Source organism: cyanobacterium endosymbiont of Epithemia clementina EcSB (assembly GCF_029919255.1).
Classification (GTDB): Bacteria; Cyanobacteriota; Cyanobacteriia; order Cyanobacteriales; family Microcystaceae; genus Rippkaea.
The window spans coordinates 2,710,555-2,736,029 of record NZ_CP123991.1 but is presented as its reverse complement, the minus strand read 5'-3'; the positions used below and the strand labels follow the sequence as shown (position 1 = coordinate 2,736,029).

Here is a 25,475-nt window from a genome sequence, read left to right as displayed (position 1 = left end):
ATAGAATGACAACATTGTTAATTGCAGGAACAGATACAGGAGTCGGTAAAACTATTGTTACAGCTGCTTTAGCAGCTTATTGGCAAAAATATTATTCCAATCAACCTTTAGGGTTGATGAAATTGTTGCAAACAGGAAAAGGAGATTACCAATATTATCAACGGTTGTTTGCTGATTTAAGCTTGGTACAAGTAGTGAATCCCTTGTCTTTTCAAACCCCTATCGCCCCACCCATCGCAGCCCAACGTGAAGGAAGATCCATTCCTTTACAAGAAGTTTGGCAAAATTTAGTCTCCTTGCAGCAAACATCTGATTTTATTTTAGTTGAAGGATTAGGTGGTTTGGGATCTCCGGTAACTTGGGAGTTAACAGTGGCTGATTTAGCGAGAGAATGGCGGTTATCGACAGTGTTGGTTGTTCCGGTAAAATTAGGAGCAATCGCCAAAACGGTAGCCAATGTAGCCCTAGCTCGTCAAAGCAATGTTAAACTCAAAGGTATTGTTTTAAGCTGCTCTAAGTCTGTTTCTGAACAGGAGTTAACCGATTGGACTCCTATTGAGTTAATTCAACGATTGACGGGAGTTCGAGTATTAGGAGTTCTGCCCTACTTACCAGATATCAATAATCTCGATAGATTAGCTCAGGTTTCTTCTGATTTAGATTTAGAGTGTTTATTTGATAATTTTTTATTATATTAAATATGATTTCTATTAGCAAACAATTAAACCAATATTTTTGCCAAGCATTAGTTAACGCTTTCGGAACTGATTTTGCTGAAATTGATCCGTTAATAGTTCTGGCAAGTAATCCTAAATTTGGAGATTATCAATCAAATATTGCCCTAGTTTTAGCTAAGAAATTAGGAAAAAACCCGAGAGACATCGCAAAAAAAATTATTGACAACTTAGCTTTGGAAGAGTTAGGAGAAACTCCCACCATAGCTGGACCAGGATTTATTAATATTAGGCTGAAGATAACTTATCTTGAAAATCAGCTTAAAGCAAGTCGATTTGATCTTCGTTTAGGCATAGAAAAAACTGACTTCTCTCAAAAGGTAATTGTTGATTTTTCTAGTCCAAATATTGCTAAAGAAATGCATGTTGGACATTTGCGATCTACTATTATTGGTGATTGTATTGCCAGAACTTTAGAATTTAGAGGTCATCAAGTCCTAAGGCTTAATCATCTGGGAGATTGGGGAACACAATTCGGGATGTTGATTGCTTATTTAGGCGAAGTTTACCCTGATGCTTTAACCACAACAAATGCTTTAGATATTGGAGATCTAGAAACATTTTATAAACAGGCTAAACAACGTTTTGATAAAGATGAAAAATTTAAAAAAACTGCTAGAAACAAAGTAGTTAAACTACAAGCAGGGGATAAAGAAACACGTCATGCTTGGCAATTATTATGTGCTCAGTCACGTCGAGAATTTCAGGTAATTTATGATCGCTTAGATATTAAATTAACTGAACGAGGAGAGTCGTTTTATAATCCTTTCTTGGAAGATATTGTTAAAGAATTAGACAAACAAGAGTTACTGAAAGAAGATGCAGGAGCACAATGTGTCTTTTTAGATGGATTTATTAATAAGGCAGGTGACCCTTTCCCATTAATTGTTAAAAAGTCTGATGGAGGTTACAATTATGCGACTAGTGATTTAGCTGCCTTAAAATATCGTGTTGAAGAAGATAAAGCAGAACGAATTATTTATGTTACTGATGCGGGACAAGCTAATCACTTTGCCCAAGTTTTTCAAGTAGCTAAAAAAGCTAATATAATCTCTGATCAGTTGGAGATTATTCATGTTCCTTTTGGTTTAGTTAAAGGAGAAGATGGCAAAAGATTAAAAACTCGTTCAGGAACAACAGTGAAACTACGAGACCTGTTAGATGAAGCCGTTAATCATGCACGTCAAGATCTTGAAAAAAGACTGGAGAAAGAACAAAGAAAAGAATCTAAAGAGTTCATTGATAAAGTTTCCCAAGTTGTGGGAATCAGTGCAGTTAAATATGCAGATCTAAGTCAAAACCGAACTAGTGATTATGTTTTTAGTTATGAAAAAATGCTAACATTACAAGGGAATACAGCCCCTTATATGCTTTATGCTTATGCAAGGATACAAAGTATTAGTCGAGAGGGAAAGATTGATTTTCAGAAGTTAGAAAAAGATATTGACATTATTCTCAAAGAAGACACTGAAATTGACCTAGGACAATACTTATTAAGATTCAACGAAGTCATTAAGGAAGTTGAAAGAACCCTGCTCCCTAATCGTTTATGTGATTATCTATATGAACTAAGTAAAAAGTTCAACCGATTTTATGAAAATTGTCCAGTCCTTAGATCTGAAAAACTTTTGAAAACATCTCGTTTATTACTGTGTGATTTAACGGCAAGAACCCTGAAATTAGGTTTGTCTCTGTTAGGTATTTCTGTTTTGGAAAGAATGTAACGAAACTTTCAGTCTTTCTAGACTAGCTGTAACAACAGCCTAATAAAATAGAAAAGTTTAAAGTCTTGCGTTCCAAGGTTACCAAGAATTATAAAAACTTATTTTTTGTGATTAAATAAGTTTTTGTAATTATAAAATATGGTCAATAAATAAAAAAATAATAAATTATCTGCTACTTATTTATTATTCTCAGTCTAGAAGAGCTGTAGTCTATACTGTAGAAGTACATTGTTGTGTTATGGTTAATTTCTGAAACTGTAATAAATGTCTTACTTTATCCAATCCACCAACTTTTCTCTCCTCAAAGGAGAGATAGTTTGCAATGGGTTGTTGGATGAAATTTACGTTTTTTACAAAATTTGTTAATACATTAGAAATTAATTTAATTTTTTGAAATATTTATGGTTTCCTATCAATAGTGATATTTTTCGGAAAAAGCCACAAAAATTGCAACTAACTATATATTTAATTCCTGCCTTTGGATTTATTATATCGGTTTAGAATTTGTTAAAAGTGACAAAAATAATCAATGATTATATATCAGCTGTTTATCTATTAAGTTAATAATAGTTAAGGTAACTGCGTATAGTTCATAGTCATTGAGATTTTTACAGAATTATAAGATTATTCAAGTTTAATCAACTGCTTATTTCTAGTTATATTGTCTATTATTTCGAGTTAATGCTTCGTATTTTGCAATAGAAATAATCAGGGTTTAATAGCTTAGTTAAATAAGATTATGATTAAACTGTCTATCAAAAAGTATTTACATAAAAATCGCTATTTTTAATAGTAGAGCTAGATTCATGGATTGGCAATCTTATCAAACTTAATGATAAGATAAATACAAAAATAGTTTTTAAAAGTTTATAAAAAAATAGATATTTTTATATTTTAGTAACTTATCACTTTAATAAAAAGTCACAATGTATTATCTAAAACAAAAAAAATATTGAAAACAACAAGGAAAATAATAAAACTTTGAGTGTTATAATCGACTTTCAAATCGAGGTAACAATATTTAGCATTAATCTTTCTAATAAAAAATACGATTTAAGTTTTTATTAAAATTTAGAGTAGTATCACTAATAAGTTAATTATTAAAATGATGTTCTTCTGTTATTTATTATTTTTAATAATCTTAAATTTTATAAATTAAACTATTTTTATAAATAATTCTTTCTAGATCAGCTTAGGCTTTTTTAACTAAGAATTACTTCAATTTTTAACTTCTATTTAAGACAGGATAGTTAAATAAACTGAAACGATTTAAAAACAAAAAATCTAAATAATTACTTTTAATCATTTACGAGTTTAGACTTGTAAATTATCTTACTCATATCTTTTTATATTATAGGTAAACAATAAATCAAAAAAACTGAAACCTAACTTTCTTTATTTAAGATAGTATAAATTTTACCTTGAAAGACTATACATTTTTGATAAACCTGATAGTTATTATTTTAAATAATCTTCATAATATCTTTTATAAGAAAGAGTATTGATTGTGAATTATATTCATAATTATCCAACATTATTACAGATTGTTTTGAAAAAAATAAAAACCTCAAATATTTTAACAACTTACAATTTAGTTCTTCATCTTTTTAGATCATTTTTTCTTATTTCTTTTAACTAAAAGGGATGAATTTTAACATAAATTATATGTTGTTTTTAAACATATCCCTAAATCTCTAAATTAATTAATAAAAGTTCGTTGAGTAAAAGTCATTCAATAGTGCATTGAGAATGCAAGGATCAATCAGCTTTAACTTCACATCTAATTGCTTCTATAGAGAAACCCTCATATTTTAAAATAGTTACTAATCCATGATAATTACACAAATTTTTTAGTTATTGTCAGAAACTTTAACTTACAAATTTTTTCGAAAATCTTCCGGTATTTGAAAGTCCAAATGACGTCATTATAATCTTAAAACGGATAATGCTAACCGCATCCTAGGGAGGATTATAACAGTCTCATTTTTAGGGAAAAATCGCGCCAAACCAATAAAATTAGCTGACGAAACTATTCTCAGTTTTGTAAGTTACTTGATTTGGAAAAGTAGTTAAACAGGAACTTCGTAAAAACTGTCTAAAAGGATCAATTTTAATTGAGCACAAAAGTTCAGTACAAGCGATTTATACTCTTTCGAACTCTCAAACTTTATGTTTACCGACTGAATATGGTAGCTTAGTGTTTGAAAAAAAATTAGATTAATCATAAATTAAATTAGTTATAAAAATTTACCAAATAAATCATCAATAATAAGTAATTGTTGCGGTAATTAAACTGTCACATTCATATACTAAAAAACATTTAAATAAGGTTAATCTTAGTGTAAGAGGTTACTTGTAATAGGAAACTTTCCACTTTATGCTGACTTTTAGGTAAATTTTAATTATGATAAATTCAGTCAAGGCAAATAGAAATTCTCCAATCAAAAAAATAGGTTTTTCTTTAATTATTGTTTCTGTTCTTATACAATCAAGAGTGATAGCTCAATCTAATAATTATAATACCCCTACAAACTCCGCTGACGTCGTTATTGAAGACGTTGTTATTGAAACTGATCCACCAAATTCTCCCCCTCCTACACCTTTTGATACTAGTTTAGGAAATGAACGGTTTATCTGTCAGTTAGAAAGAGGTAGATATACTGTCATGTACTATCCTCAAAATCAAGATCGTCGGCTTTACCCTTGGGCAATTCCCAGTGAGTTAGGAAGTGGTTGGACAGCACAACGACGTTGTAATGAAATTAGTCGTCGTCTGGAAATGTATCGACCTGATGGATTATTAGAATTAAAAACAGGAAGGGAAAACAATTACGACACTATCTGTGTTACCACTCAACAAAATCGTTCGTGTCGGATTATTTTAACCATTCCTCCGGGTAAAAATCCTGAGATTACCCGCAATGAAATTTTCCAAACCTTAATAGCAGCAGAAGAAGGACAATATACCCAAGGCGTTAATGCTTTTACTGACGGTAATACTAGTGGGTTGATCATCAATCAATTGGGTCGAATTTTTCATGGGAATTTACCCCGACAGAATAATCCATCTCCCTCAAATAATGCCATTGACTTACGACCTTTTCTCGATCCAAGTGATGGGGGAACAGGTTTTCAATTACGGGATAATCCTACTTCTGTTCGAACAAAACCCTCTAGCCCTTGGATGTTGGAGCTAGATAAATTTAGATAGAAAATAGATTCAATTTCTTACATTGATAGTTAAGCCAGATAAATAAAGCCCGCCTAGATAAATTTTTTAAGTCTTAAAGGGGATTAACTACAAGAAATTATGATTATCCCTAGGTTTACTGGGCTAATTTTTGATAAACAGCGGCTCTTAGCTTAATATACAACTGGGAAGAGTCCGAATGGGGAATGAATTGGTGAATCGAACGCTTGGACTTTACTTTTTTGGACTTTGTATTTAATGAAACAAATTCATCAACTGGCAGTTCATTGTCCAAATTCCCATTATTGAAATTAATAGTTGGAGAAGATAATTCCGATTTTAGGGGTATATCTTGAGAAAATTGAGTTAACCTGCGCATTGCTAAAGAATTTAGGTTATTTAATGGTTGAGGCTGAATATCTTTTTTATCCGGTTGATCAACTTTCTTAGTTTCTTGAAACTTTGTGGTTGAAGATTGGGACTCAATTTTGTCAATATTTTCTTGATTAACAAAAACATTACGACAGATCAACCGTTCAAATTCATGAGGAAAGTGAAATGTAGGGTGTCCTCTTCGTTTCCATAGACGGAGAATATGGTCAACAGAAACGGCTTTGTAACGTCCTTGATATAAAGCTTCGATGATTGCCAAACGAATCCAGTATCTTGAACAAGAGGTTAACCAGTAGTCAATATATTCAGCCGGAGAACGTTCTTGCAGATCAAATCCGTAACAGTCTAGTAATACTGCCATTTGGTTTATGGTTTTGTTGTCAGACTGTAGCAAGGATTCCACGGGGTCTATTGAGCAATTCACTTTCAAAGAGGATTATCTCTTGAAGCTAATCAAGTTAATGGTAATTTTATTCTAGAGCATTCAAATTAGAATTTAGCCCCCTTATTTTTTAATAAGTTTGGTTATCCATTAATTAAGCAACTTTAATTAAGTAACTCTGAGTTGGTTCGATAATATACGACAGTATTCGCTTCATTTATTTCAGGTAAAACACATTTAATGTCTTTTGTCAACGCTCAACTTTTAATTCCTTCAAATCCTCAAAGAACTCTAGAGAATCTATCGTCTTAAAAGAGAATCTTTGCAATCTAAATGATTGACATTTGTTCTGAACAAATGAGGGGTGAGATCCAAATAAAGTCGGTTACGCCTAGAAATACTCATCATTATAGTTGAACTGTGGCTAGAAATTATCTAATAAACTAATCCTTTGAAAGTTAAAATATTTTTGTTTTCCTTATCCTTAAGATTCCATTTTTGGAATGAAAGAAGATAATATCAGTCAATATTGCCAAACAATATCTTGTACGATTTACTAGAAAAAGTTCTTGAAAGTGGTACTTAAATGAAGAAAATATGATTTTTACTCCATAGATTGGATATTTTAGTTGATTAATGGATATATATCCACAATATCGACACTGTTATCGAAATAGTTAAACCATTTGTGTAAAAGAGATAAATATGAAGATACAAAATATTTTAGGTAGATGAACAAGTGGCATTAATGATTGCAGGCGATCGCAGTGGCGTAGGGAAAACAACGGTTACCCTAGCACTACTTGCTTTTTTAGCATCCCAAAAACACCGAGTACAATCGTTTAAAGTAGGGCCTGATTATATTGACCCAATGTTTCACTCTGCTATTACTGGCCGTCCCTGTCGTAATTTAGACCCAATTCTAACTTCTGAAACTTATGTTCAATTATGTTTTACTAAACACTGTCAAGGGGTTGAATATGCTTTAGTCGAAGGGCTAATGGGGTTATTTGACGGTATTCCCTATAAAAGGGCAGATAGCACAAGGCTTAAGGGAGCAACCATAAAAACGTCTGAGAAAATAAGCTCACTAGATTATGGAAGTACGGCCCATATTGCTCGACTTTTAAACATTCCTGTGGTTCTTGTGATTGATTGTTCTCATTTGTCGGGGTCAGTAGCGGCGATCACCCACGGTTATAGTTCTCTTGATCCTCATATTAATTTAGTAGGAGTTATTTTAAATAGGGTCGGTAGCAATCGCCACCTTCACCTACTCCAACAGTCTCTAGATACCCTTAATATCCCTATTCTAGGAACCTTACACCGTAAAGATTCTCTAACAATTCCTACTCGACACCTCGGTTTAATCCCGACCACCGAAATGACTCACTTAGAGTCTTTATTTCGACAACTTGCCAACCTGGCTCAAACCGCTTTTAATTGGCAGTATCTCTTCCCATTACTCACCCCCTCACCTCTTGATTCTCTTACCCCCTCACCCGTTCATCCTCTTATTCATTCCTCTCCCATAAAGATTGCCATAGCTAGCGATAACGCTTTCAGTTTTTACTATCAAGACAATCTAGATATCTTACAAACCTTGGGCGCAAAGCTTATTCCCTGGAGCCCTTTAGAGGATGAAAACTTACCTAAAGATATTCATGGTCTCTATTTCGGGGGAGGGTTTCCTGAAATGTTTGCTCAAGATCTTTCAAGGAATTATCGGGTACGAGAAGCGGTAAAAGCTGCGATTGTCAGTCAAATTCCTACTTATGCCGAATGTGGGGGGTTAATGTATCTTTGTCAGCAAATCATTGATTTTCAAGCTCAAAAATGGCCAATGGTGGGAATACTACCAACCACAGCTATAATGAGAAAAAATCTGAACTTAGGTTATCGTCAAGCCACTGCTCTCCAAGATGGTCCTTTGTTGACCATCGGACAAACAATTTGGGGACACGAATTTCACCGTTCACACTTAACTTTTATATCTAAAAATCCCCTATTTTCTGTACAAGACTGGCAATCTAATTCACTTAGAGAGAAAGAAGGATGGAAAATACATCAACTTCATGCTTCCTATATTCATCTTCATTTTGGTGGACATTCTGAGTTTCTTAGAAAATTTTTAGGTCACTGTCTTGATTTTTTGAGGTCAAGTAAGCTAAACTAAATGCAGTTACATATATTTTGAGATAAACCATTTAGGCAATAAGGGAGGTGATGCCCATGACAGACATTAGTGAAAGTATGGGTCTCCTGATCGAAGTAAGCCAGCTGTGCGCCGGAGCTGCTCTCTAGTAGTCAGTTCTAGTACTGTTGCTAGTTTTCCTTCCGGCAGTTAGGTTTCGATCAGAAGACCCCCTCTAAAATAACCCCAATAACCCCAGCTAGTTTTACTCTTTCACACAAGTGAGCAGAACTGGCTGGGGTTTTAACTTTCTTTACTAAAAAAGTTTTTAATATCAAAAAAAATAATCATATACAAATTAAAACAAAAGATAAACTTATTTACATTGTTATCCAAAAAAGCTGTGTATAATGAGATGAGAAGTAAGACTATGAAACTTTTTGTAGTCAATCTATAAGGTGTGAGGAAAAGCTGAAAATGCTTAGACCATTTTGGAAATCATTGTTAGTTAGTCCAGCCCTGTTGGGAATGGCTTTAGCCGTCTCACCCGCTGCAACGGCAGCCGAAACCAAGTTACAGGCTGGAGTTTCTCAGAACGAGACTATAGGTTCTGAGATTGCTCAACTTAAGCAATCTCAGTTGATCGAACAATTAGAAACTTATAGCGGCGAGGATGGAGTAGAAACTAACCAACAAGTAACTAGTGTTAGCGAACTGCGTGATGTGTCTCCTACTGACTGGGCTTATGAAGCTCTTCGTAGTTTAGTTGAACGTTATGGTTGTATTGTTGGTTATCCTGACCGTACTTTCAGAGGTAACCGTGCTACCTCTCGTTGGGAATTTGCTGCGGGGTTGAACGCTTGTCTAAACACCATGGAGCGTTTAATTCAAGAAAACGTCGCGGTTCTGCGGGAAGATATCGATAAACTCAAGCGGTTAATGCAGGAATTTGAAGCAGAACTTGCTGCTTTAGGCGCACGGGTCGATAACTTAGAGGGACGGGTAGCTTTCTTAGAAGATCATCAATTTTCCACTACCACAAAATTGGTTGGGGAGGTCATTTTCGCTGTTACTGGAGCAGGTGGTAGCCGTTCATCCGAGGATAACCAAGCTGTTCTACAAGATAGAGTTCGCTTAAGCTTCAACAGTAGTTTCAGTGGAGAAGACCTTTTAGTAACTCGTTTATCTGCTAGTACGGGAACTGGAAGTAATCGTTTTACTATGAACCAGCCTGATCTACGGGTGATTAACCCCGATACAGGTCAACCTATCGGGATTTCTCTTGAGGAGAATACCGTCATCAATCCTACTGCCACCCAAACCTTTAACATTGGGCCACGGCGGAATGAAGAAGACAATGACGTTGTCATTGACTGGGTTGGTTACTACGCTCCAATCGAAATCTTCAATAACTTCAAGGTTGATACCTACGTATCTGCTTGGGGTGGTAAGTGGTATGACTTCGTCCCTACTTTGAACCCCTTCTTCGAGGATTTCGACGGTGGTAAAGGTTCTTTAAGTACCTTTTCTCAACGTAACCCCATTTACCGAATTGGGGGTGGTGCTGGTGCTGGTGCGAGTGTTCAGCTTGACTGGTTAGATAACGTTCTCGGTCCCACATCTATCAGCTTCGGTTATTTAGCAGGAACCCCCAACAGTCCTTGTGTGAATGGTGATGGTGGCAGTAAATGTAACAGTGGCAAAAGTACTAACCCTGTGACCGGCAAACCCTACGCTGAAAGTGATGGTGGTAACGGTCTATTCAATGGTAACTACGGTGCTTTAGCTCAGATCAATACCAATATTTTTGACAGTGTAAACATTGGTTTCACCTATGTTCACGCTTACCACAAACCCGACAGCCCTATCTTCGGTGAAGGCATTAACAAGGGTCCTGGAATTGTTGGTACTTCCATTGCTAACGGTTCACGTTCTACTCTGAATAATGCTTTTGCTGGTGGAAGCGTAGGAGATCCAGGAACTAGCACTAGCTCCTTTAATGGAAGTGGACGTAACTCTCTAGATGGGTTGGAAGTTAATCCTTTTGACTGGGGTGGTAAAGTCACCAACAGTTACGGTGTTGCTGGGACCTGGCGGCCTTACGAGTGGGTTAACTTCAGTGCGTTTGGTTCATTCCACAACGTTCGCTATCTTGGTCGTGGTATGAGTGGTGAACTTTGGACCGGTGGCGGTGGCTTCGCCTTTCCTGATTTGTTCAAAGAGGGTAACTTATTAGGTGTATTTGCTGGGGTTCAACCTTATCAGGGTGATAGTGATCGTCCCACCACTGCTGGGTATTACGAATTACCTTTGCAAAACCCTATAACAGTTGAAGTATTCTATCGCTATCAGGTTACAGACAACATTTCTCTAACTCCTGGTGTGATTTGGATCTCCAAGCCTGAGCAATTTGTGAATATGCAAGGATCTGACGGTGAGGTCGTTGGAACCCTTCGAGGTACTTTTTCCTTCTAATCTAGTGTAAATTCAAAAAAAAGCCCTGCTAATAACAGCAGGGCTTTTTAACGCTATCTCTTTTATGTAATTCTCTAAAAATTTAAAAAGTGGAGTTGAGAAAGTTTTTTAGCTCGAAGTTAGATCAAGTCAATACTGAACTAGCATGTTTTCAACTGGGTAAAATTTGAGTTTGAGACTTCTGGTATTGTTGAGTTTCTACAAATTGCTTTATGTCAACGCTTTATATCAACGTAAGTTCGACCAAAAGTTATAGAGAGAAAGAAAAACGGTAGCTCTATGCTAGAAACAGCATTTGTTACGATCCAGTGCTACGGACATAAAATATTATCCCGATTCCACCAAAGTTTTTTGTGATCCAGATCACTTCTATCAAAAATTTTAACAGCGTTACAATTTTGTTCCTTAATTGGGAGATTTTCTAGAAACAAGATAATGTTCTCTAACTGTAACAGTTTAAGTCCTGACTATTCAAATTGCTTTTGATAGGTCATAACACTGAACTTTTAGAAAATTTTATAAATTACAGGTTTTTCTCCATTGCAAAAAAGTATTGAACTTAACCCTAGGCAACACAGACGACAATTAACTTTTTCCTTAACTCAGGAAAAAGTTAATTGGTAAATTCTTTAGAAGCTGAGTATATTTTACACAAAAAATATTTAAAAAGCTCTATCAACAAGAACTTTAATAAATTCATTGTTATCAACATAAAACTATGTATAAATTAGTACAACTAATTAACATTAGTCGACTTTATCCAGAGTTTTTTTGATATTACTAGTTAACGACTAAACTGGAAATATATCTCAAACTAAACATTTATAAAATAAAGTATATTTATCTTTTTTTATCGACTAGTTATTTATATATAATTTTCAAAAATATTCTTTTCGTTAAGATAAAAAAATAATATAATCGCACTTTGCGCTACTTTTAAATAAAATCTCAGCCTTAATTGTTGGCGATTATTATTTTAAATAGTTGTTAACTTTTTCATGTGTTTTATATAAATATTAAGAATAACAACTAGGATTTTAAAATTAGTCAAACCTACGTTATTTAAGACCTAAGTTAAAAGAACTTAATGCAAACTTAAAACTATTTGAGTTTAATAAACAATTATCTTTAATTAAGCTCAAAAAATTAATATTAAAGCTTTAACAATTCTGATTTTTTCAATAAAACCTAGGATAATACATCCACAGCGGCTGCAGTTGGTGGTTATAATTACCAACTGTAAATAGAACTTCGCCATTTAGCGACTTAATTAAACCTGTTTATTCCTTAGTTAGGTTGCTTACTTTAGCATATCGTCATTGAATATTAATCTTGTATATACTCCGTCCCATTAATCAAAGCAATTTCAGCACGAATAAATTCGCGCCCTAAATAGGCTGCATGGTCTAACATAGTGACTGGACAAGGTTTAATTTCTTCAAAGATTTTGACACACAATTCTTTAGCTGTTCTTCCCCTATACACTGTCTCAAAAGTACGTTCAACTTCTCCTTTACAGGCAATTATTTTACCTGTTTTAGGATCAGCAGCCAACCCTTGTTCATTAATAACATTAGTAAAATGCTCCGCACAAATTAACTGATCCTCACGCTCAAGATAAATAATAAAGTAGCCCCCAGGATCAAGAGCAATAAAACGTTTTGACAATTCATTATCAACGAAACCAATTTTCTCTAGCATCTGAGTCATTAGGAATTAAGCTCTTTTTGGAATAAGAACACGATTTATTATTCTAACTAATAGAACAAGTTAAGTAAGGTTAAGCAAAAAACGATTAACTACTTAAAATAATTCGTTTCCATTACCTCTAGTTATAGCTCCAGAATAAACATGGCCTTTTTCAGCATCTAAAGTTACGATTGCTCCTTCACGAATAATTTGAGTAGCATCTTTCATAGCAACAATGACAGGAACACCTAACCGAATTCCGATGACTGCCGCATGACTGGTAAGACTAGATTCTTCGGTAATAATGCCTGAAGCTTTTCGCATCATCTCCACAAAGTCAGCATTAGTTCGGGGAACTACTAGAATATCTCCAGCTTTAAAATCTCCCAATTCACGAGGATTTTGGGCAATTCTCGCCCGTCCAGTGACAGAAGCCTGGCCAATTCCTACTCCTTTTCCTAAAATAGCCTTGACCATTTCTATTTTAATTAAATCCGTTGATCCGGAGACCCCTTGAAGGGTTCCAGCTGTCATTACCACTAAATCTCCATCTTGGACTAACTCACTTTCCTGAGCAATATTAATAGCTGATTGGAATGTTTGACTGGGGGAGGGAAAATCGAGAACTAACAAAGATTTGACTCCCCAAACTAACTGTAACTGTCGAGCTACATCTACATGAGCAGTGATAGCCAAAATTGGTCTAGGGGGACGGAATTTAGAAACATTTCGTGCTGTTGATCCCGTTTTCGTCAAGGTCATAATGGCCGCCGCGTCTAATTCCTGGGCAATTTGACTAACCGCTGAAGAAATAGCGTTAGTTATTGATTGTCTGGGATTAGAAGAAGGTTTAATAAAGACAGGTTCTTGTTCCATACGTTCGGCAATAGTAGCCATAGTAGCTACTGCTTCGACGGGATATTTACCTACTGCCGTTTCATTCGAAAGCATCACAGCATCAGTTCCATCGAGAATAGCATTAGCCACGTCCGAGACTTCAGCACGAGTAGGACGGGGATTGTTGGCCATACTATCCAACATTTGGGTCGCCGTAATCACAGGAATTCCCAATTTATTAGCCGTGAGAATCAGGCGTTTTTGAAGAATTGGTACATCTTCGGCGGGTAACTCTACCCCTAAATCTCCCCTAGCTACCATTACTCCATTACAGAGAGTAAGAATTTCTTCCATTGCTTCGATTGCCTCATGTTTCTCAATCTTGGCGATTACTGGAACTGCTTTTCCCGCATTAGCGATTAAGTCCTTAATTTCTAAGATATCTTGGGGATTACGGACAAAACTGAGGGCAACCCAATCGACTCCTTGGTCGAGTCCAAACATCAAATCGGTTTTATCTTTAGCAGTTAACGCTTTAACCGAGAGGTAAACTCCTGGAAAGTTAACTCCTTTATTACTAGAGAGAATACCCCCAACTACTACTCGACAGTGTAATTCTCGACTAACGCGATCAATTTTCTCCACTCGCATTTCTACCTTGCCATCATCGAGGAGAATCTTTGCCCCATTAGGGACTTCATCGGTTAGATGTTCATAGCTAACGTAGCTAATTTCTGAAGTGCATTCAACTTTACGACTAGTGAGAATAAAAGGATCACCATTTTTTAGACTGATAGATCCACAAGTAAATTTACCAAGACGAATTTTAGGCCCTTGTAAATCCTGTAAGATACCCACAGGTTCATTAAGTTCAAAGGCTGTTTGACGAATGAGGCGAATCGTATGTTGATGGTAATCGTGGTCACCGTGGGAAAAATTAAGACGAAAAGTTGTAGCACCAGCTAAGATAAGCTGTCGTAGCACCTCTTTATTCTGAGTAGCTGGGCCGACAGTGGCAACAATTTTAGTTCGACGAAATAGGGGTCGCGGTTGCATAGGGATATCAAGACCCTAGGATTAAGGATCGATCTTGTTCTTAAAAGTTAGTTTTCCTTGACCATTTTCTCACAGATCAAACTAGAAATCATAAAAGTTCCCTATTTTTTTTAGGTAGGAGTTATATGTTGTATAAACGAGCTTGAATATACTACACTGATATATTATGATTTTTGGGACTTAAAAACATTAATATAATTACTAGAAATAGAACAGATAACAGATAGCTGAATATATATTAAGGGTATATCAAAATAATTGATAGCCATTAAAATTATTGCCAAAAAGTAATATAATAAGTTTCATTCATGCTCTTATACTTAGGATATTCACTAAAGTACAATACTTAGTCCGTAATTATTGATTCAAAATATTTGACGACTTATCTCATGAAAAAACTCTTTTTTGCTAAGAAAGAATAATAATTTTATTTATACAGTCTAATGACATAAAATCTAATTTTTATAGATAGAATTATAAGTATTAATTAGACAGCCATAGCAATACTAACTTAAGTAAAGTTATCATTTTTTTACAAAAATATACATTTCTTTTTTTAAAAAAATAATTGTTAAATAACAATCATTAGATGTAAGTCTAAGCAAAAATTGAGCTAATAAAATTGGAATGGTAAAAACTATAAATATTGAATTACGTAAAAATTAACTCTGATAAGAGAACAAAGGCATAAATATTATCTTGAAATACAAGAGAATTAAAAGTAAATATATTATAAATCGGGCAAAGCTTTTATTTTAAAAACTAGAAAAATATTTTATTAATTTATTTTTTTTAAAAAAATAAAAGTTGTCATATTTTCAGGACAGCTAAAAAAATCTATAAAAAAAGAGATATGAGATATTTCAAGTAGTACCTTTAAAAGGTTAAACAACTTGTGATACCTAACAATTATCTAATCTTCTGAAAGAAGAAAAAAATAAATTAACTTACAGAAAAAATAATTTATTTAAAATAGTCAGTAGTGGAAGAAAATCAAAAAGAAGACTATAATTAGTTTTAACTTAAAAATAAAAAATATTTTAAAAATTATTTTTTGTTTTAAAAAAATCAGAATAAATTTTAAACTTAAAATACCAACTTACAGTGAAATATAAATAAGTTTTTTATAAAAAGAATTTATTTATATAAAAAACTTATAATCAGCAATCTTATGTCAATATTTTTTTCGTAAAAAAGTATAAATACGCCAACAAAAAACAACTCAATATTGATTTGATTGACTTAAATAAATATTTTCTAAAGTAAAACTTAAAGTTGACTTTAGCTAAGTGAAAAATATTTCTACTTAACTTTAACTAGAACTAACTGTTTCGGCAAGAATTAAACATTTTTTGTATTTATAAAAAATGTTTAATTCTTGTTAATTAATTTAAAGTTTGCCCAATATACGGCAATTATTTTATCTATTCTAGAGAATTTATATTCTACATAATTTGTCAACTCGTAACCCCTGTGTCTATAATGTTTAGAAATGCAGAGGTGTGAAGAGATTTATGGCTATTCAATTGCGACAAGCACTCAAGGTGGGAACTTATATAATAAGTCAACGTTTATTGGGTCGTCAACGTTTTCCCTTAGTATTGATGTTAGAACCCCTATTCCGTTGTAATCTAGCTTGTTCAGGATGCGGGAAAATTCAACATCCGGCAGAAATTCTTAAGCGCAACTTGACCCCAGAAGAATGCTTTGCTGCGGTAGAAGAATGTGGCGCACCAGTAGTATCTATCCCAGGAGGAGAACCTTTATTACATCCGCAAATTGATGAAATTGTCGAAGGATTGGTACAACGGAAAAAGTTTGTTTATTTATGTACTAATGCTCTGTTATTAAAGAAAAGTCTCGACAAGTTTAAACCTTCCCCCTATCTTACTTTTAGTGTTCATCTTGATGGGTTACAAGAAAAACATGATAAATGTGTTGATCGTCAAGGTGTTTTTGATAAAGCGATCACTGGAATTAAAGCAGCAAAGGCAGAAGGATTTAGAGTGACTACGAATACAACGGTTTTTAAAGGGTCTGACCCTCAAGAAATGCAGAATTTTTTTGATTTTCTCGAAACCTTGAAAACCGATGGCATGATGATTTCTCCAGGTTATAGTTATGAATGGGCTCCCGATCAAGATCATTTCTTAACACGTGAACAAACTAAGACATTATTCCGGGAAATCCTAAGTCCTTGGAAGTTAGGTAAAAAGAAATGGAATTTTAATCACAATCCTCTATTTTTAGATTTTCTATTAGGAGAGAAAGATTATGAATGCACTCCCTGGGGAAGTCCAAGTTATAGTGTTCTTGGTTGGCAAAAACCCTGTTATCTTTTGAATGAAGGTCATTATAAAACCTTTAAAGAACTGCTGGAAGAAACTAATTGGGATAATTATGGTCACAAGAGTGGTAATCCTCAATGTGTTGATTGTATGGTACATTGTGGTTATGAACCAACTGCGGCTGCAGATGCAATAAAACTCGCTAATATGGGCCGTGCTTTAGAAGGTCTATTTAGTGCTTAAAGTTTATCAAAAATAAATTATTAAAGATTGGATGATTTTATGTTAGCCTAGGAGTTTTTCCTAGGTTTATTTTTATATCTATCATCCTTTTTATTTGATGAAAATATCTACAATAGAGACAGTTGAACATAAATAAACAACACCATGTTAAAAACTTTTAAAAGAGTAGATCAACTCTCAACTCATGCAAAAAAATTGTGAAATACTTTAGGATAAAAAGCTAAGGTAAAGTTAGAACCTAATAGAAATGCTCTTAATTGATTTATTTTCTTAACTCAGCAAAAAGAGAATTAAACGTATAACGCTGGACAGATATTTCTCATCTTCAAACGCCTAAATAATCCATTTATCATGTACTTTTTGATAGCAATTTTAGTCAAATATTGCTATCTATTAGGATCTATGTAAGATTTAACCACAATAAATTAATTTGTTTTAGCTTGTGGTAATTTTAATTTAGCCACAAAAAAATAATCGCAGATTGTTACATCAATTTGAAAAATTATTAATTGCAGCCAAACTATTTATTATTAACTATCGATTATCAACTCTAATGTTCAGCTTCACTAATACGTTCGAACTCCCAGTGATCTGCATCAATTTCACTAAGTAACGCTTCTAGTTTTTGTTTAGCTTCCTCTTCTGAAGTCGCTTTAATGGAGAAGCAAGCACTAACAACGACTTCATAGAGTTTATCTGGTTTAAAGGGTTTAATAGTATGTTGCATAAGAGAAAAATTTAAAATTTTATGAAGAATAAGGACAAAATGAGGGACTGTTTTAGAGTCTGCCTTCTCTCTTATACTCCCTAACTGGTGATCAACTCTGCTTAGTTTGTTACCAAGTTGAATGAATAATTATTAATTTTTATTAAAAATAATTGCTAATAAAAAATTATTTGTCAGTAGAGAAACTTAAATAAATATAAACTAAAAAAGTATTTTTTAAAGTGTGATTACTAGATGCCAGCCTGCATAAGAATGGAATTAACAGAGTTAGGAGAGCGAGAACTATTGAAATTGACTCGTTATCCAAAATTTTTTTCGATAACGATAACAAGAGTAGAAATATTTTATTCAAATACAAGAAGACAAAACATTAAAAAAATTGTAGATTGTATAGAACTATCACAAAAGAGAATCAATCAGAAAAACAATTTCTATATAGACTATTCAAAAAACATAAAGATTATAGTCTTATCCAAAAAATAGAACAAAATTTGTACTGATATTAACTAATAATTACTTAAAAGCTAAAAAAGAGTAAAAAGCAAATTTTATTTTAGTAAGGATTTGTATTGGTTTTAAAACAAAGGTTAAAAATAGAAACAATATTGTTGATAACAATAATTGATTAATTAGATTAAAACAAGAAAAAAGTCAAATAAAACTGATTTAAATATCCTCTTTCTTTTTTCAAAAAGAAAGAGGATATAAAGCTTAAATACTTAAACAAAATAAACTTTATTATATCTCTTTTAGTACGCATTGCTGATATAAAAAATTTAAGATTAAAAATTATTAAAACAAAAAATATAAATAAATAAACCAAATATTATAGTGATATATAAAATGAATAAGTTTTAATTACACTCTATCAATAGGCAGTCTGAAAAAGATAATTTTTTTAGAAAAAATATATAAATAAATAGATAGAGTTTAAAAATACAGCAAAGATAAAGAGATAAAGACATTAATTGTTATTGATAATAACCAAGTGCATACAAGTAGTTTAGTTAAAGCCAAACAAAAACAGCAATAATATAAATTATATATTCTGGTATTTTCTTGTCTATAACTAAATTGAATAGAGGAGAAATGGTATTAAATCGTAGTTGACAAAGTTCTTTTAAAGATATTTAAAGATAAATATGCTCTAGCTAAGAAATTTCAATAAAGTCCTGATAAAAAAGATCGCTATAATCGATTGGAAAAACTTCAATCAGGTTGTCATGAAGACGAGGAATAATAACCCAAGAAACTTGAGTTGCTCCTTAGTAATCAGAGCTGCTTTTTCCATGGCATCAACCGCAGCGACAATCCATAGAAAACTCTTTGTTTGAATTGATCCCACGGCAGATTGTGATTGCATAAACTTTTAGTTCTCCTAAAATTTCGGTGGTTAATTAATTAAAATTCTCAATAACTCTAAACTATAAGTAGAAACAGTCAATTCTTAACTATCAATAACGATATGAATTAGAAATATTCAGAGCGAAATTTCAGACCCGAAATTCCTCTACTTTCTCAGTGTAGTCAAGACTTAGAACAGTCAAGAGATTTTCTGGGGGATTGGGTAATGACGTAGTGACTCACTGCATCGCCTCCATAAGAAGCTTCTGTGGTTTTCTTTTCTACTTCTATGGCAAGTTTTACCTCAGAAACAAATCCGCGAATACCAACAATAAATTGTCTACGTTTAGCTTTATCGAAATGAACTAGAGCAATACATCCCCTTTTAACTATTTAATCAGCTGCTAAACAGCAGGAAATCCTATGGTTTTAATGATACTAACAGCTTAAGATATGGTGATTTTTTTTAGCCTGTAATTTTAACTAACACCTTAACAGCTACATTTTAAGCATCGGACAAATCATATCATAGTGGTGTATTTGTGGGCTAATATTTCAATCTAAAGATGAATATTTTGAGTGTTTTTTTGAAAAAACAAATCAATAGACTGTTTTACTAACACTTATCACTTAATAAAACAGGTACATATCAAAAACAATTACATTATTTACTCATGAAAGTTATTGAGTTAAATTTAGTATTTTTGGGAATAAAATTTATTTAAAAAATAGTGCAATAAAAGATCACAAGCATAAATAAATACCAATATAATTATTACTATTGCTCCATTTAAGTTAGGTAGCACATCGCCAACTTTTCTAAGTTAATAAGCAATTAGTATTAAAGTAATTGAAGTAATACCTATTACTAGAATCAAACTAGATTTAGTTCCAGGAAAGCAAATTTATTTAATAAGAGTTAATAATTAGATTTATCTAATTTTAGTCAATTTAATTACCTGTCTTCTTCTTAAGAAGATTTACAAAGTAAAAAAATATATTTTTTCTAGATAATTAATGTTTAAAAAACAATTATCATAATTAATATAACCTTTAAGCAGTGATATGATCAGAAGATATTTTGCTAACTGTTAATAACAAAAAAATATGTTATTTTACCAGACCATTTGATTTGAAAGTAATTAGAAACAGTGGAAAGCAGTTGCGAGGAAAGCGTAAGAAAATTATGTCCAAAATCGAACTGTTAATGTCAGCATTGTTGTAAGCAGATTTATGCATTAGTGAGAGAATCTTAAAAGAAGCTTTGCAGTTGTAAGGGGAACATTGATTCATCAAATCTTCATTAAATCCTTGATAAATACAAGATAAGCTCGTTGAAAGATGAGTTAAACTAACGAATGCGCCCCTACAAATCAGCAATATTATTGAGAGCTAGTTAAGGAACACAATTTATGATACCCACACTATTAACGTCTAAAGAACTCCCCGACCTGACTTATCATTCTAGCAGTGATCACTTTGACCAAAGTTGGCAGGATCCCTTATCCACTTTACTAGGATTGGGACGGGCAGCCGGGGCGGATTTTGTCGAATTTTTTCTTGAACGGGTAAACTATATCAGTTGTTTAGCAGAACAAGACACCATCACCAGCCTATCCCCTCGTCTCTCCACAGGGGCTGGTATCCGTGTATTTCGAGGTAAAGAAGATTGTTATGTCAGCACTAATAATATCTCTTTTTCCGGGCTAAAAGCTGCCTTAGAAAAAGCAGTATCTATTTTAGGGTTAACCTGTCCTTCTCCTAACGCTTATATTCCTGAAATTAACCTAGAAATGATGCGAGACTATGCAAAAGTAAAAGATAAGGAATTTTGGTTAGGTAACTGTAGTTCCATGTCAGAAATGGGTGATATTCTCTTGTCAGCTAACGCAAAACTAGGACAAAAAGCCAATCATATCCAATCTCGTCGGGTTATGTATTTTCGTGACTGGCAGGAAATCTTAGTTGCCGCCAGTGACGGGGTTTTCGCTAGAGATATTCGTCTGACGCAATCTATTGGTCATTCACTATTATGTTCCGATGGGGAACACCGCGCCTCTATTGGTAAACGGTTTGGCAATACCAGTGATCCTGGTTTCCTACGGGAATGGGACTACGATACTTCTGCTGAAGAAGTAGCTGAATCTGCGGGTAAAATGCTTTATGCGGATTATGTAGAATCAGGAAATTATCCCATTATTATGGCTAATCAGTTTGGTGGGGTCATTTTCCACGAAGCCTGCGGACATTTGTTAGAAACTACCCAGATTGAGCATAAAACCACTCCTTTTATGAATAAAAAAGGTGAAAAAATTGCCCACGAAAGCTTAACTGCTTGGGATGAGGGGTTATCCGATCAGGAGTTTGGGACCTTGGACATGGACGATGAAGGAATGCCCACACAACGCACCTTATTAATTGAAAACGGCATTTTAAAGAACTTTCTAGCTGATCGTACTGGATCAGTTCGTACTGGACATCCTCGTACAGGAAGTGGTCGTCGTCAAAGTTATGCTTATGCTGCAGCTTCACGGATGCGAAATACTTATATTGCCCCCGGTGATTATTCTATTGATGATCTGTTTGCGTCAGTCGATAAAGGAATTTATTGTAAACAAATGGGAGGGGGAAGTGTTGGACCTACTAGTGAGTTTAACTTTTCCGTTTCTGAAGCTTATATGATTGAAAAGGGAAAAGTGACTAAACCCCTCAAAGGTGCAACTCTGATTGGAACTGCCAAAGATATTATGACAGAGATTTCTATGTGTTCCCAAGATTTAGAGTTGGCTCCTGGTTTCTGTGGTTCTGTCAGTGGAAGCATTTACGTTACTGTGGGACAACCACATTTAAAAGTTGATAGAATTACTGTTGGGGGACGATAAGTTGAGAAATCATTAATAAGCAACTGGGGATTTTAAATAGAGAAAATATAATCTTTATCCCCATTTATCTTCTAAACTTTAAATTTTTAGTTATCTAGAAAATAACCAGGAGTCTATATATTCTAATAAATAATTAGAGCATAGTGAAAGTAACTCAAAGGAACATAAGAAATGGGAACTTATTCCTTGCTAAGGAACTATTTAAATATAGAAACAACAAATTAGATTAGATAGATGAGAAGTTTAAGACCAAGTCAAACAACCCACACAAAAATTTTACTAAAAAATTAAGATGCTAAGATGCGGCAAATTAAACTCGAAGAAAATATAAAAAGTCTAGAGACAGATTGAGAAGGAAGATATAAAAGTTAGATGATTAAAGTAGACAGGATTTACAAATAGTCAGGTATGCAAGACTTTATAAGTCTTTCGATTACTGTCAGCTTTATTTTAGTCCTGGAAATAGGAGCCGTTGAATTGTTTTTTCTGAACTTTATTCGCCAGTTTCTAGCATACAGATGATTAAAAAACGATTAAAATTACTAATATTTGGGGCAGTTCAAGGGGTGGGATTTCGCCCTTTTATTTATCGACTAGCCACAGAATTAAATCTTACAGGATGGGTTTATAATTCTGCGTCAGGGGTGTCTATTGAGGTGGAAGGAGAATCTGAGATTATAAAAGAATTTTTGTCAAGGGTGCAAACAGAAAGTCCACCGCGATCACATATTCAATCAATAGAAACCACTTATTTAGATTATACGGGGTACACCACCTTTGACATTCATCACAGCGTAAGTGGAGAAAAAAATGCCATAATCCCGGCTGACTTAGCCACCTGCCCCGACTGTTTACGAGATATTTTTGACCTCCAAAATCGACGATATGGCTATCCTTTCACTAACTGCACTAATTGTGGTCCGCGTTATACCATCATTGAAACTTTACCCTATGATCGCCCTCAAACTACAATGAAAGAGTTTTTCATGTGTTCTGAGTGTCAGCAGGAATATGAAAACCCCCATGATCGTAGATTTCACGCCCAACCGAATGCATGTCCCTGTTGTGGTCCCCAATTAGCCCTTTGGGATAAGCAAGGAAACAGTATAGCTACTCAAGACTCAGCCCTTAAAATTGCAGTAAATTCTTTAAAAGAGGGAAAAATCATAGCAGTTAAAGGATTAGGAGGATTCCATCTAATGACTGATGGAAGTAACCCTGATGCCATTAAGCAACTGCGACAGCGCAAAGATCGCCCTGAAAAACCCTTTGCTTTAATGTATCCATCCCTTGAGTTAATTAAAAACCATTGTCATGTTAGTCCTTTAGAAGAAGAATTATTAACCTCTCCTGAATCTCCTATTGTTTTACTCAGACGTAGAGCAAATTATACCAACTTATGGGAGTCTATCGCTCCGAATAATCCCTATTGGGGAGTCATGTTACCCTATACTCCTTTACATCATTTGTTATTTTTAAATATAAAATTCCCTTTAGTCGCCACGAGTGGGAACATCTCTGATGAACCCATCTGTATTGATGAAGGCGAAGCCATACAAAGACTAGGACATATTGCCGATGTATTTCTAGTCCACAATCGTCCCATTCTACGATCTGTAGATGATTCTGTGGTTCGCGTTATGGCAGAGCGAGAAGTAGTTCTCCGTCGCGCAAGAGGATATACACCTTTTCCCATTATTTTAAAGTCAGAAGGCAAAATGCAAAATGCAGAAGTTGAACATTTACCTCCATCCACCTCCATTCTAGCAACCGGTGGGCAGTCAAAAAACACGGTAGCAATTTTACGGAGTAATAAAGTATTTATCAGTCAACATATTGGAGATTTAAGCAATTATAAAACTTTAAGTGCATTTTATCAGGTGATAGACAGTTTAAAAGTACTTTATGACTTTGAACCTAAAATTATCGCTTGTGATGCACATCCGGACTACCTTTCAAGTAAATTTGCTCAGTCCCAAGGTTTTTCAGTAGTTAAGGTCCAACATCATTATGCTCATGTTCTCTCCTGTATAGCAGAAAATGGAATTACTGCGCCTGTTTTAGGAGTTGCTTGGGATGGCACAGGCTATGGAGAAGATGGTACGATCTGGGGGGGAGAATTTTTGTTAATTACTGATAATGGTTACCAACGAGTTGCCCATTTTCGACCCTTTAAATTGCCTGGAGGACATCAGGCAGTTAAAGAACCGAGGCGTATTGCTTTAGGTATACTTTATGAAATTTTTGGGTCTTTTGATGGCTTAAAAATATTTCAATTATTTGAAGGTTTTTCTGATCAAGAATTAAAATTAATTCAACAAATGTTATCTCGCAATTTGAATGCTCCACTCACTTCAAGTGTGGGACGACTTTTTGATGGGGTGGCTTCTATTTTGGGGATTTGTCAACAAACCAGTTTTGAAGGACAAGGAGCGATGGCCTTAGAATACAAGGCCATCGATTATAAAACAGACCAAGTCTACCGCTATGAAATATTAGGAAACGATCTCCCTTTAATTGTTGATTGGCAACTAATTATAAAAGGAATTTTAGATGATATTTTAGAGCATTTATCTATCGAAGAAATCTCAGCTAAGTTTCATAACACCCTAGTTGAAGTAATAATTGAAATTTCCCAAATTATCTCAGAAAAGAAAGTTGTTTTAACAGGAGGATGTTTTCAAAATAAATATTTAATTGAACAAGCAATCAGTCGCTTAAATCAAGAACAATTAATCCCTGTATGGCACCGAAAAGTACCTCCCAATGATGGTGGAATTGCTTTAGGACAAATTATGGCAGGGATAAAGCAAACACTAAACCGATAAAACTTGGTGTTAGCAAGCATTTTTTTGGAAATAATTAACGAGTAATTGTTATTTTTTCATTGTGTTGCAATAACTTACCTAACCTAATATTGTTTTTACAAGGTAAGTATAAAGATTTTAGCAAAGAAAATAGGCAAAAAATATATCGCCACAACTATCAATAAAAAAATATCAGCAAATTCTACTAAATCTTCTTAGATACCAATTTTTTCATGGATTTCTGGAGTGGTTAGGGTTTCAGTCCGTTTAGTAACTCCTGCAACAGGATACATTGATAAAGCAATTGTCAAAATAGCTATTATACTTACACAAAAGCCGACAACCTTGCTTTACTAGCTATATGAGTGTTCCGCAAAGGACCCAGCAAAGCAAGAGGAAATAACTGTGGGCCATACCAATTTTAACCAGCGATAGTTAGGGGATAGTTTTTGGCGATAGGTGGATAGGTTTCTGAATAAACGCGACGAAAACCCTTGAAGAATTAAGAGGAGTAGCGGTGTTGCAGACTTGGGGAGCTCCACCATGCCCAACTGCGTCTATTCTCATATC

14 protein-coding genes and 1 pseudogene are annotated in these 25,475 nt (G+C 34.0%); 8 read left to right on the top strand and 7 right to left on the bottom strand.

Features of this window, described 5'->3' with window-relative positions; genetic code table 11:
- The first annotated feature begins 5 nt into the window (after positions 1 to 5).
- The 3 genes from bioD (at position 6) to P3F56_RS09100 (ending at position 5,669) form a co-directional block, all read left to right on the top strand.
- Entirely contained in the window at positions 6 to 698 is a 693-nt protein-coding gene (gene bioD / locus P3F56_RS09110; RefSeq protein WP_281152548.1) for a dethiobiotin synthase, read from the top strand.
- A 2-nt stretch (positions 699 to 700) separates the two neighbouring features.
- Complete coding sequence (gene argS / locus P3F56_RS09105; RefSeq protein WP_281152547.1) at positions 701 to 2,458, top strand: arginine--tRNA ligase; 1,758 nt, start codon at positions 701 to 703, stop codon at positions 2,456 to 2,458.
- A gap of 2,404 nt (positions 2,459 to 4,862) precedes the next feature.
- A complete protein-coding gene (locus P3F56_RS09100) occupies positions 4,863 to 5,669 on the top strand; it encodes a COP23 domain-containing protein (protein WP_281152546.1) in 807 nt (268 codons plus the stop codon).
- A 115-nt stretch (positions 5,670 to 5,784) separates the two neighbouring features.
- On the opposite strand, the gene P3F56_RS09095 is transcribed toward P3F56_RS09100, so the two are convergent.
- Positions 5,785 to 6,465: a hypothetical protein gene (locus P3F56_RS09095; protein WP_281152545.1), complete on the bottom strand. Its 681-nt coding sequence runs from the start codon at positions 6,463 to 6,465 to the stop codon at positions 5,785 to 5,787.
- Positions 6,466 to 7,162: 697 nt separating this feature from the next.
- Between P3F56_RS09095 and P3F56_RS09090 the strand changes: the two genes are divergently transcribed.
- Together P3F56_RS09090 and P3F56_RS09085 are read left to right on the top strand one after the other, a co-directional pair.
- The gene (locus P3F56_RS09090; RefSeq protein WP_281152544.1) at positions 7,163 to 8,599 is read left to right on the top strand and encodes a cobyrinate a,c-diamide synthase; all 1,437 of its coding nucleotides are present in this window, start codon (positions 7,163 to 7,165) and stop codon (positions 8,597 to 8,599) included.
- Positions 8,600 to 9,034: 435 nt separating this feature from the next.
- On the top strand, positions 9,035 to 11,032 hold the full coding sequence (locus tag P3F56_RS09085) for an iron uptake porin (RefSeq protein ID WP_281152543.1): 1,998 nt from the start codon (positions 9,035 to 9,037) through the stop codon (positions 11,030 to 11,032).
- A 1,326-nt stretch (positions 11,033 to 12,358) separates the two neighbouring features.
- Here the strand turns inward: P3F56_RS09085 and P3F56_RS09080 are convergent.
- Together P3F56_RS09080 and pyk are read right to left on the bottom strand one after the other, a co-directional pair.
- Positions 12,359 to 12,742, bottom strand: a complete 384-nt coding sequence (locus P3F56_RS09080) for a DUF4346 domain-containing protein (RefSeq protein ID WP_281152542.1) — start codon at positions 12,740 to 12,742, stop codon at positions 12,359 to 12,361.
- Between the two features lie 93 nt (positions 12,743 to 12,835).
- Positions 12,836 to 14,614, bottom strand: coding sequence for a pyruvate kinase (gene pyk / locus P3F56_RS09075; RefSeq protein ID WP_281152541.1), 1,779 nt, complete (start codon positions 14,612 to 14,614; stop codon positions 12,836 to 12,838).
- Between the two features lie 1,514 nt (positions 14,615 to 16,128).
- On the opposite strand from pyk, the gene hpnH reads away from it, so the two are divergent.
- Entirely contained in the window at positions 16,129 to 17,145 is a 1,017-nt protein-coding gene (gene hpnH, locus P3F56_RS09070) for an adenosyl-hopene transferase HpnH (protein WP_281152540.1), read from the top strand.
- A 550-nt stretch (positions 17,146 to 17,695) separates the two neighbouring features.
- Here the strand turns inward: hpnH and P3F56_RS09065 are convergent.
- From P3F56_RS09065 to P3F56_RS09055, 3 genes and pseudogenes are all read right to left on the bottom strand, one after another.
- Positions 17,696 to 17,872: a hypothetical protein gene (locus tag P3F56_RS09065; RefSeq protein ID WP_281152539.1), complete on the bottom strand. Its 177-nt coding sequence runs from the start codon at positions 17,870 to 17,872 to the stop codon at positions 17,696 to 17,698.
- Positions 17,873 to 19,085: 1,213 nt separating this feature from the next.
- Positions 19,086 to 19,235 (bottom strand): hypothetical protein, encoded by a 150-nt coding sequence (locus P3F56_RS09060; RefSeq protein ID WP_405054750.1) that lies wholly within the window; start codon positions 19,233 to 19,235, stop codon positions 19,086 to 19,088.
- Positions 19,236 to 19,365: 130 nt separating this feature from the next.
- A pseudogene (locus tag P3F56_RS09055) lies at positions 19,366 to 19,653 on the bottom strand (BMC domain-containing protein).
- Between the two features lie 975 nt (positions 19,654 to 20,628).
- On the opposite strand from P3F56_RS09055, the gene P3F56_RS09050 reads away from it, so the two are divergent.
- The gene (locus P3F56_RS09050) at positions 20,629 to 22,098 is read left to right on the top strand and encodes a TldD/PmbA family protein (RefSeq protein ID WP_281152538.1); all 1,470 of its coding nucleotides are present in this window, start codon (positions 20,629 to 20,631) and stop codon (positions 22,096 to 22,098) included.
- A gap of 518 nt (positions 22,099 to 22,616) precedes the next feature.
- Complete coding sequence (gene hypF / locus P3F56_RS09045) at positions 22,617 to 24,926, top strand: carbamoyltransferase HypF (protein ID WP_281152537.1); 2,310 nt, start codon at positions 22,617 to 22,619, stop codon at positions 24,924 to 24,926.
- 414 nt (positions 24,927 to 25,340) lie between these two features.
- Here hypF and P3F56_RS09040 read toward each other — a convergent pair whose 3' ends face one another.
- Positions 25,341 to 25,472, bottom strand: a complete 132-nt coding sequence (locus P3F56_RS09040; protein WP_281152536.1) for a hypothetical protein — start codon at positions 25,470 to 25,472, stop codon at positions 25,341 to 25,343.
- Positions 25,473 to 25,475: the final 3 nt, after the last annotated feature.